The organism is Paraburkholderia sp. 40, from assembly GCF_050434105.1.
GTDB lineage: Bacteria > Pseudomonadota > Gammaproteobacteria > Burkholderiales > Burkholderiaceae > Paraburkholderia > Paraburkholderia tuberum.
In genome coordinates this window covers 4,281,675-4,297,628 of sequence record NZ_JBNPVY010000004.1, presented here as the reverse complement: position 1 = coordinate 4,297,628, position 15,954 = coordinate 4,281,675, and the positions used below count along the sequence as shown (strand labels likewise).

Sequence of the window (15,954 nt, the reverse complement as noted above, 5' to 3'; positions counted from 1 at the left end):
CCGCGACCACGCGCTTGCGGCCGGTTTTTTTACCACTTCGACGCGCCGCTCGCTCGCGACATGCTTCTCTGAAGAGACGCGCACTCGCGCGACGCGCTTTCGAAACAACAATACCAGGACAGGCCAATGCTATCTCTCTACGTACGTTTCAAGCTCTTTCCTTCGACCAAGGCGCTATTCGTACCGCACCTCGCAGAGCTCATGAAAGCGATGGCGGAAGAGCCAACTTTCGTCAGCGCCGTGCTCAGCGAAGACCCTGCCGCCGAAGACGAACTCGTTTTGTTCGAGGTATGGAACGGTTCCCAAGAAGAATGGCTCAGCGAGCAACCTCAGAAACCGTATCGAGCCGTCTATGACGATGCAACGAAGGACTTTGTTGCCGACAAGGAAGTTCGATTCCTGTCGCCCGTTGTGGTTCAGAACTAGCCTTTTCGCCTTGTAGGCTTGCTTCTTAACATCTCGTGCCCACCGTCGTTGGTCGCAACAAAAACGGCATATCTCCTGCCGTCGGCGCAAGGGCAGGCGTTACACCGAAAACAGCGCTTTGATAGCCCCGACGCCGAGAAAGCCTCGTCGTGTTCCAGAGGAGCGGCCTAAACCGTCTTGTTGACGAGCGCGCTCGTTGGATGGTTGTCAATCATCCAGCGGGCTGCTTCAGCGTAGAACGAGTTCGAATCGACAAATAGGTGGGCAGTCCGCGGAGACACAGTGGGATTCCGGAAGTCGCCGGGATACAAAATAATCTCCTGTCGGAATCCGTAACCTACGTTATCGACGGCCGACAGCGTCAAACCGATTTTGGTCTCTCGCAGCAGCTGATAAATCTCTTTCTGCTCGGCGACCGGAGTCCTTTCGCCTAGCGCAACGGTCACGACGGCTTCTTGAGGAACGTCCGCGGTGAAAACGGGGAAACCTCGTTGGTCGAGGTGCTCCGTCTTCTTACAGTCGCGAAGGGCGCGAATAATTCGCACCTCCTGTTCATACTGCCATTCGACAGATTTCGCGCAAAGCTCTGCCAATGGAACAGGTTCGGATTTGTAAGAGTCGATGTGCTTCTTCGGCCGCTCTTCAACGTAATCGACCGGAATTTGACCAGTGAAGAACTCGTGGTTGGCATCGAAAGAGATGACCCCGCCCTGATACTGGTCGGCGTAGTGCGACCACAACAAAATTGAGTTGGGCGACTTCGACAAACAAAGGATACCAACTTGCTGATTGAGTTGGTCAAGTATGTGTCGTGAAGTAATGTCGCTGGCTACATGTCCATCATTCAACTGGACAACCGCTTCCAACGGATTCGTGCGCCGGGGAGCGAGAATGTCAAACGAGAAGCTAACTTGTTCATCCGCCTGGTCGGTTCGAACGATTATCTCCGGCAAAAGTTCGAACGGGTCGTTGAATGCACCCGGCTGGGTCATGCGGATGGACCCTCCGAGTATCCGCCTCAGCGTGGCGATGTTGACGTACTTGTGGAGAAGGTTTTCCGCCATCTTGCCTCGCGTTGCGGTGCAGTGAAAGTGTCACGCGTTGCGTGTAAGACCGTACACTGGCGGTATTCTACCTCTGCTCTGCCTGTGGTAACTGCGTTGTCGAGGTGGGTAACGTCCGGATGACCTCATTGAGATGACCGTTGATTTTGAACTGGCGCGAGTCAAATCTTCGTCGGTCACGACCGAACCCTGTGCGATTGTGGCCATAGACTGTGGGCGGTTTGTCCGAAAAGTGTGTGAATCGCACTCCAACCTGTCCGGAAACTGTGGGGTTCCCGCCCGCACACTGGCCGCCGCCGTCTTTGTCCCTGGCTCCCCACTTCTCAAGACTTCTCGCGATGTTTGAGAATTCTCAAGTCTAGTGAGAATCCCAGGATGCAAATAGTTGGCAATCTTTTTGTCCGATTTCATCGGCGAATCACCGCGGCATTCTTGAGTCGGCGCCCGCTCTTTTGGGGAGCGCGTTACCACTGCTCGAGACACCTCGCGAGAGCGGGCCAGCAGCACGCCTGTCGACCAGCACGCCGCCACTGAGTTGCGAGATTTTTCCGAAAATGCAGCGGTCGCTTCAAACCTCGCTGCGGCAATGGTGACAAGGCGTTCAGCGAACTGTAACACTCCTCGCGTCAACCCGCAGTGGATTCAACCAAAAAGCGCACTCAAATGGTTTATTAAACTACCAACTCGTAGCTAGCATCCGGTTAATCACTGCATACATTGTTGCGTGCGGGCGACTTCAACTGTGATGCCCGGAGCGGATACCATGCGTGTCATCGTATTGGGAAGTGGAGTTGTCGGTGTGACGAGCGCGTTTTACCTCGCACGCGCGGGGCATGCGGTCACCGTCATCGACCGCGAACAAGGGCCTGCGCTGGAAACGAGCTTCGCGAACGCAGGGCAGATTTCGCCTGGCTACGCAGCACCTTGGGCGGCTCCGGGTGTGCCGCTGAAAGCGGTGAAGTGGATGTTTCAGAAGCACGCCCCGCTCGCGATTCGTCCGGACGACGAGGACAAGCAATTCCAGCTTCAGTGGATGTGGCAGATGCTCCAGAACTGCAATGCGGAGCGCTATGCCATTAACAAGAATCGCATGGTCCGGCTTGCGGAATACAGCCGCGATTGCCTGAAGGCGCTGCGAGCAGAAACCGGCATCCAGTACGAAGGACGCACTGGCGGCACGTTGCAGGTTTTCCGTACGCAGCAGCAGTTCGACGGTGCGGCGAAGGACATTGCCGTGCTTAAAGAAGCCAATGTCCCATATGAGATGCTGACTCAGGGTGAGCTTGCAAGAGCCGAACCGGCTCTTGCCGCCACCTCACACAAGTTGACCGGCGGCTTGCGTTTACCGGGCGATGAGACCGGCGACTGCCAGTTGTTCACGACTCGGCTCGCGGCGTTAGCTGAGCAAGCAGGCGTCATCTTTCGGTACAACACGCATGTCGAGGGCCTTGTCGTGGAGGGCGGTAAAGTTGTCGGCGTCCGCCATGGTGCCAAGCTCATTCACGCCGATGTGTTTGTCGTAGCGTTCGGCTCATATTCGACGAACTTCCTCTCAGACATCGTCAAGATTCCGGTTTATCCACTCAAGGGCTACTCCATCACCGCCCCCATCATCGAAGAGCGATGCGCACCGGTCTCAACTGTCCTCGATGAAACGTACAAAATTGCTATCACTCGATTCGACAAGCGGATTCGTGTTGGTGGTATGGCAGAAATTGTGGGGTTCGACAAGCGTCTTCGCGAAGCTCGGCGCGAAACTTTGGAAATGTGTGTGAACGACCTTTTCCCGGGCGGCGGCGATACCTCGAAGGCTACATTCTGGACTGGGCTGCGACCCATGACGCCTGACGGCACACCGATTGTGGGCAGCACCGCGGTCCAGAACCTCTATCTGAATACGGGTCATGGCACGCTCGGCTGGACGATGTCGTGTGGTTCAGCGCAGCTGCTCGCGGATTTGGTTTCAGGGAAGCAGCCGGCAATTCGACACGATGACCTCAACGTTTCCCGCTACGCGAAGGACTCGCCCGCTCCGGCTGAATTCAACCTGAGCTGAGCCGCGTTGCATGCGTCAGCAGTGGCACACGCCCGCGCGCGCGTATAAAGCGACGATTCACCGGTTCGAGAATTAAGCGGCGGCGCTGGGAATGAGTAGCCCAACGGCCGCGACCAAGCGCTTGCGGTCGTTTTTCTTTTGACACTTCGAGGCACCGCTCGCTTGCGAGATGCCGAGCACGTTGTCCGCATTGCGCCGGGCCGGCGTTACTGGCTGTAGACGCTACTCACTCAGCAAAGATGTTGATGCATTGCGCCATTCGGTTTCGACTACCCGTGGTTATCAATCCAGGCACGTGCCCAAGCCAGGCCGGCGTGTTGCGCTTCCTCTTCTGTGTCGAAGTAAGCGAGGATGCCTGAGGCTTCGACCAGTTTGCCGTTCACGGTTATTGTCCCACTTGCCGCATAACGCTCGGGCTGGAGGATTTCCTCTTGCTGCAGAATTGCGTGCCCCCAGATACTGTGGCCCTGATAGGACTGCGACTCCATCAGCGGGCGACCCCAGCCGATGCTGCGTGAGCCGTCACGCGAAGCACGTTGCCCTCGGGGGTTATCTGGCGCGGAATATCCGACATGTCTGGTTCGGCCGCCGGGACGGCTTCCTGCATGTTGCGCTGCTTTGCCATGAGTTTTGGCGCAGGTGTGAGGGCACGCCGCGCATGCACTTTCACCGAATGCGGAACCGCACGTCGATGAGATGCAACCTTCCGCGTAGCCCGGACGTATCTGGGCATGGTCGCACGTGCCTCTGGCGGATTCCATACCTCTGAGTACGTGCCAGTTGCGAACGCAGCGGGCACGAGGGTGGCCATCAATAACGCCAGTCCAATTCTTTTCAAAATTTCTCCTTGCCGGCTGTACGTTTCGGCCACTCCTTGCAACCAATACCCTGTCCGACGCATTCGCCGTCACAGCCGGGACAATATTGACGGTCCCGTATGTCAGCCTTGGCACGCCAGACGTTTTCGCTCACCGGACTTGCTGTCCCAACGGCGCGGCCATTTTCGCATGCGTAAAAGACAGGCTCACCAGCTTTTCCGCGCCTAACCGCATCGTCAATCGCCCCGACTCCGAAGGCTGAGCGCAGTTTTGCGACGAACGCAGCCATCTCCGGCATCGGATGGTCGACCCGCCGAACGCGTGCATCCATGACTCAGCCCTCGTTAAAAAGTGTCAGTTCATTGGCGCGAATTTGCGTATATGATACTGTATAAATATACAGGTTTTTGAGCCATCGATGTCCACCGCTACCGTCCTTGCCGAGGACATACACCCGTCGCTGTGGCGGGCGGCGCAGCTCGCGCACAGCCGCGGAAGGGTTGTCGAGACTGGGTATCCGGCGCTGTCGGCGGAGTTGCCGGGTGGCGGATGGCCTGTCGGAGCGCTGGTCGACCTGCTGGTCCAGCAAGCCGGGGTCGGCGAACTGCGACTGCTGCGTCCGGCGCTCAGTGCCGCGGGAAATCGGCCGGTCGCATTCGTGCAGCCGCCTCATACCCCTGACGGACTGGGGTTGAGTTACATCGGCCTTTCCTTGGACCATGTGCTCCGTGTGAACGCGCACAAAACCGCGGATGCGCTTTGGTCGGCCGAGCAGATTCTTCGTGCCGGCAGTTGCGGCGCGCTGATTTTCTGGGCGCAGTACGCGCAGGCTTCATCGCTTCGACGTCTGCATCTCGCTGCCCAGTCATCGGAAACGCTTTTCATCACGGTGCGGCCGCTCGCCACTGCGCAGGATGCGTCACCAGCGCTGCTGCGGCTTGCGCTTAGACCATCGGCTGACGGGCTGACTGTCGACATTGTGAAACGACGAGGGCCCTCTCGCGCAGAGCCCTTGTCGATTCCCCTTCAACCAACCCCTGTTCTGCTTTCCCGACATGCGCGTCTTTCTCGCCATTCATCTGCCGAAGTTGCCGCTCGAGGTCTTCAGACCGAAGTGGTCACCTGAGCCTGCGCACGGTAGCGCCGTGCTCGAGAAAGACAAGGTCGTCATTGCGGACGCCACCGCCCGTACGGCAGGTGTGCGCCTCGGGATGAAGCGCGGCGGTGTGCTGACACTGTCGCCCGAAACGGAAATGCATGAGCGCGACATGGGTCGCGAAGGCGCGGCGCAGCGCGAGGTTGGCATCGCGCTGATGCGATTCTCGCCCGAGGTCGCACTGCTCGATGAAGCGACGGTCGTCGTCGAGGTCGGCGCGAGTTTGCGCCTCTTTGGCGGCCTGCTTGCGCTGAGTCGCGAGGCGAAGGCCGTCCTCGGTGCGCTTGGCTTCACCGCGCGCATCAGCGCAGCGCCGACTGGCCAGGGTGCCTGGCTGCTCGCGAAGCATGGCAACCGGCGAGTATTGAAACTCGCGTCGCTTGAGCACCGCCTCTCCGCACTGCCGATGGTCGCCGTCCCCGACGTCCGTCGCTTTTTCGACTGGTTCAACGGTCTGGGCTGCGAGACCATCGCCGACATACGGCGCCTGCCTCGCGCAGGGCTGCAACGCCGCTGTGGCGAGCACCTTCTGGATTCTCTTGACCGAGCCTTCGGTACCGCACCGGAACTCTTCGACTGGCTCGAACTGCCGCCAGCCTTCTCCGCGCGCATCGAGATGCCAGACCGGCTCGAGCACGCGGACGGAGCGATGTTTGCCGCACGTCGACTGATTGTGCAGCTATGTGGATGGCTTTGTGCCAAACAACTCGCCGTCACAGGCGTTCGCCTCTCACTCGAACATGAGCGCGGACGCGATGCGATTGAGCCAACCATTGTCGACATCGCGCTGGGCGAATCGACATGGCGCGAAGAACACCTGGTCAGACTGCTGAAGGAGCGGTTGCACCGTATTGAACTGGTCGCGCCGATGATTGCCTTGAGGCTTGATGCCACGAACGTCGAGCCAGCGGCGCCAGCATCCGATACGCTTTTCCCTGAGCCGGGTGGCTCGAAAGAGGACCATCAGAAGCTGCTTGAACTGCTTGTCGCACGGCTGGGTGAAGAAAACGTCCTGCGGCCGGCGCCGACGGCCGACCATCGCCCAGAAATTGCGAACCACTGGATTCCAGTATCGCAAAAGACAAAACCAGGCAGGCTCCCTGAAGGTCTGCCGCGGCCCACCTGGATGCTCGATACACCGGTGCGCCTATTGATGCGTAAGCATCGCCCGTTTTACGGTTCGCCGTTGCGCATGGTGTCGACCGCTGAGCGCATTGAGGCCGGCTGGTTTGATGGTGAGCTCGTGACGCGCGATTATTTTGTCGCGCAGGGAGAAGACACGAGCTGTTACTGGATTTACCGGGAACGCGTCAGCAGCCGCGATGCGGAAGAAGAGCAGCGCTGGTTCCTCCATGGCCTCTTCGGGTGATGTGCTGTGGATACGACCTTCAATATCCTTCCGGCTTACGCCGAGCTTTTCTGCCGGTCGAACTTCTCTTTCCTGAGAGGCGCCTCGCACGCAGAGGAGCTTGCTGAGCGCGCGGCGCAGTTGGGTTACTCAGCGCTCGCCATAACGGATGAGTGCTCACTGGCTGGCGTCGTCCGTGCTCACGTGGCCGCGAAGGAAGCGAAGCTTCCTTTTATCGTCGGCGCCTACTTCAAACTGGTCAACGCCGACGGGTCGCCGGCATTCGGAATCATCCTGCTGGCGAAGAATCGCGAGGGGTACGGTAATCTGTCCGAACTCATCACTCTTGCCCGGACACGCGCGCCGAAAGGTGAATATCGACTCACTCCGCAGGACCTGTCGCGACCAGACAAGGAATATCGTCATTTGCTGGGGGCGCCGGATTGTCTTGCGATTCTCGTCCCGGATTTCCCTGCGAAAGAGGACGGACTGGAAGCGCAGGTCGAATGGCTCGACGACACGTTCACGGGCCGTGCATGGGTTGGTCTGGTCCTCCATCAGCGGGCGATGGACGACATACACCGGGGTGCGGTTGAGTTTGTCGCTCGCAAATCTGATGTGCCCGTCGTTGCGCTCGGCGACGTTGTCATGCATGTGCGCTCCAGGAAGCCTTTGCAGGACACGATGACTGCCATCCGCGTCGGCAAGCCCGTTCACGAATGTGGCTATGACCTCGCGCCCAATGCAGAGCAGCATTTGCGCTCGCGGTTGCGGCTGAGCAACCTCTATCCGGATGATGCGCTCGCCGCGACCGTAGACATTGCGAGTCGCTGCACGTTTTCGCTCGATGAGTTGCGCTACGAATATCCCGACGAGCTGGTGCCCGCGGGCATTACGCCGGCGGCGTATCTACGGCAGGAGACATATATCGGCGCGCAGCGGCGCTTTCCATCTGGCATTCCGCACAAAGTGCAGGAGCAGATTGAGCATGAGTTAGACCTGATTGGAGACCTTCAATACGAGCCGTACTTCCTGACAGTCTATGACATCGTGCGTTTCGCGCGGAGCCAGCACATCCTCTGTCAGGGACGCGGTTCGGCAGCCAACTCGGCTGTCTGTTACTGCCTGGGTGTGACAGAGGTCGACCCCGCGCGCGGCAACATGTTGTTCGAGAGATTCATCAGCAAGGAGCGCGGGGAGCCGCCAGACATCGACGTCGACTTCGAACATCAGCGGCGCGAAGAAGTGATTCAATATATCTATAGAAAATACGGTCGCGACCGCGCTGCGATTGCGGCCGCAGTGTCGACGTATCGGCCACGCGGGGCGCTGCGCGAGACGGGAAAGGCCCTCGGCGTCGACTCGCAGATTGTCGATGCGGTCGCGAAGAGCCATCACTGGTTCGACACGAGTCAGGACCTGCTGAAGCGTTTTGCCGAATCCGGCCTCGACCCGGAGAAACCGCTTATTCAGGCCTGGGCGAGACTGGCGTCGCAGCTGCTTGGATTCCCGCGCCACCTGTCGCAACACTCAGGTGGATTCGTCATCAGTCGCGGCAAGCTCACGCGCCTCGTCCCGGTCGAAAACGCTGCGATGGCAGACCGCAGCGTGATTGAATGGGACAAGGACGACTTGGAGTCGCTCGGGCTTTTGAAAATCGACGTGCTTGCGCTCGGGATGCTGTCCGCGATTCGCCGCACGCTAGACATTGTGTCGGAGCAGCGCGGTGAACGTTTCGAAATGCAGGACATCCCGGCTGAGGACCCCGCAACATACAAGATGATTTCTGCGGCCGACACTGTAGGTGTCTTCCAGATTGAATCTCGCGCCCAGATGTCAATGCTGCCGCGCATGCAGCCCCGCACGTTTTACGATTTGGTCATCGAGGTCGCCATCGTCCGGCCAGGCCCAATTCAGGGTGGCGCTGTTCATCCTTATCTTCAGCGACGGCAGGGCTTCGAGCCTGTGACCTATCCGAGCGACGCGCTGAAGACCGCGCTTGGCCGCACGTTGGGCGTGCCGATTTTCCAGGAGCAGGTCATGCAGGTTGCCATCCTGGCAGCTGGTTTCACTCCGGGCGAGGCTGACGGCTTGCGACGAGCCATGGCTGCCTGGAAGCGCAAGGGCGGCCTCGAAAAATACTACAACCGCATCGTGGTCGGCATGCAGGAACGCGGGTACGACCTTGCCTTCGCCGAGTCGATTTTTGAGCAGATTAAAGGCTTTGGCGAGTATGGCTTTCCAGAGAGTCATGCGGCCAGCTTCGCGCTGCTTGTGTACGCCAGCAGTTGGTTAAAGTGCCACGAACCAGAAGCGTTCCTCGCCGCGATGCTGAACTCCCAGCCAATGGGCTTTTACTCGCCTTCGCAGTTGGTGCAGGACGCGCAACGCCATGATGTCAGGGTATTGCCAGTAGATGTCGCCATCAGCGGATGGGATTCGTCACTTGAACACGGTGCTGGCGCGAGCCGACCAGCTGTCCGTCTCGGTCTGTCGCTGCTTCGCGGCATGAGGGATGGTGCTGCAGAACGAATCGAGAACGCTCGGGCGGTGCGGCCGTTCGAAAGCGTTAGCGACCTTGCCCGCAGAGCGCAGCTCGACCGGAAGGACCTGCATGTCCTTGCTGACGCAAACGCGTTGGCATCGCTTGCCGGAAACAGGCGGGAAGCTCTCTGGCAGTCGGTCGCGGCTGTGCCGGACAAAGACATGCTTGCCATCGCCTCGATACCGGACGAGACGCCTGAGTTGGGCGCACCGACTGAAGCGCACGACATCGTCGCGGACTACAGGTCTGTGGGATTGACGTTGGGGCGGCACCCGCTGGAACTCCTCCGGCCGCAACTGCTCGCCAACCGGCTAATGCCCGCGTCCACGCTTCGCAGCTATCGGGACGGGCGGCTCGCACGAGGCTGCGGACTGGTGACAGTGCGCCAAAGGCCCGGCACCGCAAAAGGTGTGATGTTTGTGACTCTTGAAGATGAAACGGGCAACGTGAACGTCATCGTCTGGCCGAGCCTGCTGGAAAGACAGCGCAAGGAAGCCCTCGGGGCATCGCTGCTCGCTGTGTATGGCACTTGGCAATGCCAGGGCGAAGTGCGACATCTCGTTGCGCAGCGACTTGTCGACATGTCACACCTGCTGGGCGGTCTCATCACTGCGAGCAGGAACTTCTGCTGAGCGGACGCAAATGCGTATCATGAAAGGACAAAACGGAGGCGTTCATGTGCTACTCAGCCCAGGTTCTGGCGGACTATCGGAAATTCGTGCGCGCCTTTGGCGCCCTGATGGACATTCACGAGTTCGCCCGTCTGTTTTTTGAGCGCGCCGAGGGCATCAGTAGAGCGAAGATACCAAAAGCCATGGAAGACGCCTTTTCCGAACCACAGGATGATGCAGAGCGCGAAATCAGTGCTCTCATCGCCCGGTTCAAATCGGCGCAGGACACGACACTCGAGCAGGACCTGTTCAAACAGCGCAAGCGACTAGCAGACGCCGAACGGACGTTGCAGACAAAAATCACCAAAGCAGCGACAGAAAGCCAGCGAATCGCCACCGACAAAATTGCATGGACCAAGGGAAAACTTGAAGACTTGCAACGAACCGACCTGCAACCGCGGGACTCGCGCATTTTTCCGGGCTACTACGCACCCGTGATGGTTATGGAAAATGGCCAACGGGTCGTGAAACCCATGCGTTACCAGTGCCGGATTGCTGGAAAGCCCGCGTTTTACGACACCAAATACCCCGGGACTTACAATGCGCGCCGGGATAGTCTTGAAGGTTTCTGGGCACCATGCTTTGGACGTACGCATGCCGTCCTTCTTGTTGAAGTTTTCTACGAAAACGTGAGCAAGGCGAAGTTCGAAGGCACGTTACAGGAGACTCACGAGCGCGACGAAAATGTCGTTCTCGAGTTTCGTCCGAGCAATGGCGAACTGATGCATGTCGCGTGTCTGTGGTCACGATGGAGCGTGCCGGGGCAGCCAGACCTGCTTTCATTTGCCGCCATCACGGATGAACCTCCTCCAGAGGTAGCCGCCGCAGGACATGACCGGTGCATCATTCCTATCAGGCCTGAGAACATTGATGCGTGGTTGAACCCAGACCCGTCGGACCTCGCAGCCTCGTACGCCGTCCTTGATGACAAAGAGCGGCCGTATTACGAGCACCGACTGGCGGCATAGTGATTGGGCAGGCGAATATTCGTGCTGGAGGGGACGGTGCGCGGAGCGGATACTCCGGGCTTGCGTTCGGAACGTGACGCCACCGGCTTCGCTGGCGACATCAAGGAATTGACGCAGCAGGTAGCGGTCCATCCACGATTTTTGCGTCAGTTCGTAGGTCCAGCCAAGCAAACCCTCGAGTGTGGCCACCTCGGCAACAGGAACAATTCTTTGGACCGGGGCGATACCTACTTCGATGAGGATGTCGTCACCGTCACGATAGATTTTTGTGCGAGTTCCATATGTCGTCGGTTGCTGGTGGTGGTTGGACCGCGCGCCGTAAAGACGCATGTCCGCGTCGTCAACTGCATGACCATCGTCCGAGATTGCCGCCGCAGGTTTCGACCGCTACATCATGCCCATTGAGGCTGAACACATCGTCGCGTGGTTGGGTCTGGATTCGAGCAACGGGTCGGCGTTGCACGCAATTCTCGATGACCGCGAGCAGCCGTACCACTGACATTAACTGTGGCACGACCTCGCGTTGTATCCGAGTCATCATGGTGAACTAGAACAGCGTTCAGTTCACCAATCGCAAGCTATTTAAAGTACGGCATTCAAGAGCCAAGAGCCGTCCGACCTGATGAATTCGTATGTGAGACCTTGGCTTTCACCGCTATCCGGGCTGTAATAAACGGCCCTGAAGGTAAAAGCGTTCAACGATTTCTGCGTCCATGAGTCCGTCCGCAAGATGCTCAAGCAACGGTTCTTAGGGGCGTACCTCATGTACGTGAACGGCGCCGGGATGTATCCGTTCCCTAGTTGCGCAGACGTGTACATGCTGAGCACCCGGGATGCGTTGCTATCGTGATAGCAGGCTGATTTCGACATGACCGCAACTACCACGGGCTGAGCCGAGCCTACCATGCCGCGGAGAGCCGCATCCCTTGACGACAAGGACGCACCGATAGCATCACGCATCTGTGTCTGTTGTTCGGCGGACAGGGATGGACCGAACATCGCAGGTGTTCCATTGGCACCAGGCGCCATTGCCTGATTAACCTGGCTGAGTCCATTGTTCAAACTTTGCAGAGCTGCGCCGGTCTCGGCGCAACCTGCGCATGCGACGGCAACGGCCGCCAGAGCAAGATGCAACTTCACGCTTAATCCTGTAGTACGAGTCCCGACCTTTGGTTATCGGCTTTCGCGTCCGGATTCTTTAGGCCCATCGAACAAGTACAAAACATAAATGCGAAATACTGATAATCGACTTGGAACACGAGCATAGGGCAGAGATAATTGTTGCCGCGCGTCGTTAAGGCGCGACCAAATAAAGTATCCATGACGCATAAGGGTGATTGAATGTTTAAGGCAAGTGTTATTGTGGCTGCTACGTGCGGTCTTCTCGCTTTGACCGGCTGCGGTAGCAAGCAGGATGCGAACAAGAGCAACTTTCAGTCTGCTATTCAGGACTACCTCGATACCAAGAACGGCGTCTGCGTCATGGTGCCCGCCAAGGCCGTGCCTTTCACGCTTCAGAAGTCAGGCGGTATGAATTTTATCAACGAGCCCGAAAAGGCAGCAGCGTTGGTAAGCGCTGGCCTGCTTTCGGCGAAGGACACTCAGGTGAAAGCTGCCTTCGGTAATCAAATGGTGGCCGGCGTGGAATATTCGCTTACCGATGAAGGCAAGAAGTATCTCGTCAAAGGGGCGGCCGGAAACTTGGGCAACTGGGACGCCTTCTGCGGTGGCAAGTACAAGGTGAAGGATGTCGAAAACTTCACGCAGCCAGCGGATATGTTTGGCAGCAAGATTTCTCAGGTCAACTACCTCTACGAGGTCGATGACGCTCCCGCATGGACGAAGCAGCCGGCAATCCAGACCGCGTATCCGTCGGTCCAGCATGATGTGACTGGGTCCCCTGGAGACAAGGCAGTGCTGGTTGCAACCAACGATGGCTGGATGCATGAGCGACTGTTCAAGAGCAAAGGCCGTTGATTGGATGGCTTGGGCAGGCGAGACAAAATTGGCCAAATGCCGTATGGCGACAATGATTTTCACTTGGAGGGAAAGCAGTGATATCACGACATATCCGCATTCAACTCCATCTCTTCCGAACTGTCGCCTTAAACGTCGTTCATCCATAGAAGTTATGGACGGACGTATCACACAACTTCACCTTAAGTTTCTATCGACTGTGCCGATGACACTTAGTGGGAAACGACACCGGGTTTATCTTGTTTGAATCTAAAGTCTTCGTGGCATCGCTGCTGCTTTCCGTAGCGCTCTCCGCATGTGCACCGGCAATACAGGTCCAAGGCACTCAGCTGACTTCTCTAATCGGAACGCAGCAGCGCGTTCGCGTTGTCCAGCCAGTGTTCATTAAACTTGCGACTGGATATTCACGGCAAGTTCGTGGCGGCTCACAGTGGCGGCCAGTCGGTGAATTGCCACAAGGCGTGGTTTTTCAACCCGTAGGAGCGGTGTTCACCATCGAAGGCCGCCAGGTGCATGAGGCGTATCTTGTAGTCAAAGGTCAAACTTTGACGGGATTTTTCCTGCCTGGCGAATCTCACTTTTCCCCGTTAGAGCCACCTCAATCTATAACGTTCGAGAGAATAAATGACTAATCTTTTTAAAGCATTGGTGGCCGGCGCTTTTGTCGCGTTTGTCGCCTCCGGTTGCGCCAGTGGACCTCAGTATAAGGACGTCGCCTCCTCAATCCCGACTTTGAAAGAGGCACAGGGTCGTATTTACTTTTATCGCTCCAGTTCGATGTTCGGCGCAGCGCTCCAGCCTGGCATTAATTTGAATGGTACGGTGGTCGGAAAGTCGCAACCGGGGGGCTTCTTTTTTGTTGACGAATCCGCGGGTCAGTACGTCGTGTCGACTGCCACTGAGACCGAGAAAACGGTGTCTTTTAAGCTGGACGCTGGCGAAACGAAATACGTGAAGACTAGCGTCGGATTTGGATTACTCGTCGGGCGTGTCATTCCCTCGTTAGAGTCGTCGGACGAGGCGGCGAAGAGTCTCGAAGATTTGCATTACACCGGCGCGCCGCAGATATCTGCCTCAAAGTAAAGCAGCAGGAAGCACGCATCGGGAGCTCTGAGTTTCACTGGCTCGGGAGGCACGAGTCACCTCCTCTAAGCAGGCCTTAACTGCTTGACGCGGCAACGGGGAACATAGTGCGGCCGACGGTTAGGCACGGCTTACGTCGCGTTTATAACTGCACCATTCACGTCCGCAGCCAGTGCTGCGGACGGGTGACTGGTCGCGTCAAACGCCTAAGCAATCAAAGGCGCCTCAACCGACGCCGCCCCGTGTAGCTGACGCTAGCCGTCCACGCGCATTCGTCATCGATATCTATAAAGGCTTTCCACTCGTCGAGACTGATTTCCGGCGCGTCGCGTCGAACCAGTTCTCTTTGCGTGTGATGTGAACGTCGTGTCCCATATCCGTAGTCTCTCCGCTCGCCGTGTTACTTGGTAACCTTCCGCTGCCAATGCACTTATAGCTTGGAGGGGCATGCTCATGGCATAGTGCGCAAAGTAATGCAATTTCGAAAGGGAGTCTACATGGCAACACTAGAACAAATTAAAGCAAAGATGGCAAAGCTTCAGGCTGAGGCGGAAGCGTTGGCGTCAAAGAAATCGGCGACGGTCTTGAAGACCATCCATGAGCTCATGGAGAAGCACGGCCTCACGACTGCCGACATTGAAGCGCATACTGGTGGCAAGAAACGCGGGCCGAAGCCTGGGGCCAAGGCTTCACCGAAAGCTCGAAGCTCCGTGCCGAGATATCGCGACCCGAAGAGTGGTGCAACCTGGACCGGACACGGCCGGGCACCAAGTTGGATTGCCGCCGCGAAGAACCGAGACAAATTCTTGATTGACGGAAGTACAGCGACAGCGAAGCCGGCTGCTGCCAGCAAAGCGAAGGCCGCTGGCGCTTACGTCCGCGGTCCACAGCCGGCGATGTACCAAGACCAAAAGTCGGGCGCGACGTGGAGTGGCCGCGGTCGTGCTCCGGCATGGTTGGCTGGCGCCAAAGACCGGAGTAAGTTCCTGATTGCAGGTGGTGTTGAAGCACCTGTTGCGACGAACGCAGCTGCGGTGAGCAAGACGAAGGTTGCGGTGAAGAAGGCCCCGAAGGAAGTTGGTGCGACTTCTACCAAGGGTCAGCCGAAAGGTCCGCAGCCGGCTAAGTATCGCGACCCGAAGTCCGGCGCGACCTGGAGCGGACGCGGTCCGGCTCCGGCGTGGCTAGCCGGTGCGAAAGACCGGGCAAAGTTTCTGATTGCCAGCGTTAGCGGAGTTGCAGATTCTGGCGCTGCGAGCAAGCCGAAAGTCGTCGCGAAGAAACCCGCGACAAAGGCGGCGGCGGCAAAGAAGGCACCGGCGAAGAACTTGGTTGGCGCCAAAAAGGTGGACGCGACGACGAATGTCGCGGCCGCGCCGGAAGCTGCAGCTGCTTAATCGACCGTTTAAGCGGGCACACAGAGCACGCTTTTTGGTGCGTCGGCGGGGCTACCTCGAGCGTGTCCGCAATGCGTCCAGACGGGCGGCGCATTTTGCGTTTGAACCACCACGCTTGTAGGTCTGTGCCGCCTTTGCGCTGTCCGGGACGACGTCGCCGGGAGCACTTCTGTCCCAATACCCCTCCCAGTACAAGCCAAGGTTGTACGCGGCCGACCGGTGTCCAAGCTCCAGGGCCGTGGCATACATATCCTTGGCCATCTCAAGGTCTGCGACCAAGTCGCGCACTGTCCGCGAGCGCTGCTGCCGCCAGGCCTCGCGAGGCTCGCTCGCCGTATCGTCCTTCAGCACGTCGCCCAGAATGACGTGCCCGGTCTCGTAGTCCGCTGGGCCACCTGTCTCGGTGACAAGAGACAGTGCAAGCGCAACCCGAAGAGAAGGGTGC

12 protein-coding genes are annotated in these 15,954 nt (G+C 58.1%); 9 read left to right on the top strand and 3 right to left on the bottom strand.

Translation table 11 applies throughout. The features are described from left to right. Window positions 1-126 precede the first annotated feature (126 nt). Window positions 127-426, top strand: coding sequence for an antibiotic biosynthesis monooxygenase (locus OKW28_RS41740; protein ID WP_429454118.1), 300 nt, complete (start codon window positions 127-129; stop codon window positions 424-426). Between the two features lie 167 nt (window positions 427-593). Here the strand turns inward: OKW28_RS41740 and OKW28_RS41735 are convergent, their stop codons facing one another. Then, window positions 594-1,490, bottom strand: a complete 897-nt coding sequence (locus OKW28_RS41735; RefSeq protein ID WP_429454116.1) for a DUF2971 domain-containing protein — start codon at window positions 1,488-1,490, stop codon at window positions 594-596. 763 nt (window positions 1,491-2,253) lie between these two features. Between OKW28_RS41735 and OKW28_RS41730 the strand changes: the two genes are divergently transcribed. Then, window positions 2,254-3,546 carry a D-amino acid dehydrogenase gene (locus tag OKW28_RS41730; protein ID WP_429454114.1) on the top strand — a complete coding sequence of 431 codons (1,293 nt, stop codon included), beginning with the start codon at window positions 2,254-2,256 and terminating at the stop codon, window positions 3,544-3,546. Between the two features lie 269 nt (window positions 3,547-3,815). Here OKW28_RS41730 and OKW28_RS41725 read toward each other — a convergent pair whose 3' ends face one another. Then, entirely contained in the window at window positions 3,816-4,034 is a 219-nt protein-coding gene (locus OKW28_RS41725; protein WP_429454112.1) for a hypothetical protein, read from the bottom strand. A gap of 346 nt (window positions 4,035-4,380) precedes the next feature. Then, entirely contained in the window at window positions 4,381-4,695 is a 315-nt protein-coding gene (locus tag OKW28_RS41720) for a hypothetical protein (RefSeq protein ID WP_429454110.1), read from the bottom strand. An 87-nt stretch (window positions 4,696-4,782) separates the two neighbouring features. Here OKW28_RS41720 and imuA point away from each other — a divergent pair, with 87 nt between their 5' ends. From imuA to OKW28_RS41685, 7 genes are all read left to right on the top strand, one after another. Beyond that, the gene (imuA, locus tag OKW28_RS41715) at window positions 4,783-5,490 is read left to right on the top strand and encodes a translesion DNA synthesis-associated protein ImuA (protein WP_429454108.1); all 708 of its coding nucleotides are present in this window, start codon (window positions 4,783-4,785) and stop codon (window positions 5,488-5,490) included. Continuing rightward, entirely contained in the window at window positions 5,420-6,889 is a 1,470-nt protein-coding gene (locus OKW28_RS41710; RefSeq protein WP_429454106.1) for a Y-family DNA polymerase, read from the top strand. The genes imuA and OKW28_RS41710 overlap by 71 nt, the downstream gene beginning before the upstream one ends. A 6-nt stretch (window positions 6,890-6,895) precedes the next feature. Then, window positions 6,896-10,045, top strand: coding sequence for an error-prone DNA polymerase (locus tag OKW28_RS41705; protein WP_429454104.1), 3,150 nt, complete (start codon window positions 6,896-6,898; stop codon window positions 10,043-10,045). A 44-nt stretch (window positions 10,046-10,089) separates the two neighbouring features. Further along, window positions 10,090-11,052, top strand: coding sequence for an SOS response-associated peptidase family protein (locus tag OKW28_RS41700; RefSeq protein ID WP_429454102.1), 963 nt, complete (start codon window positions 10,090-10,092; stop codon window positions 11,050-11,052). A gap of 1,341 nt (window positions 11,053-12,393) precedes the next feature. Then, the gene (locus OKW28_RS41695; protein WP_429454100.1) at window positions 12,394-13,029 is read left to right on the top strand and encodes a hypothetical protein; all 636 of its coding nucleotides are present in this window, start codon (window positions 12,394-12,396) and stop codon (window positions 13,027-13,029) included. A gap of 624 nt (window positions 13,030-13,653) precedes the next feature. Beyond that, entirely contained in the window at window positions 13,654-14,112 is a 459-nt protein-coding gene (locus OKW28_RS41690) for a DUF2846 domain-containing protein (protein ID WP_429454098.1), read from the top strand. 497 nt (window positions 14,113-14,609) lie between these two features. Further along, window positions 14,610-15,509, top strand: coding sequence for an H-NS family nucleoid-associated regulatory protein (locus OKW28_RS41685; RefSeq protein ID WP_429454096.1), 900 nt, complete (start codon window positions 14,610-14,612; stop codon window positions 15,507-15,509). Window positions 15,510-15,954 lie beyond the last annotated feature (445 nt).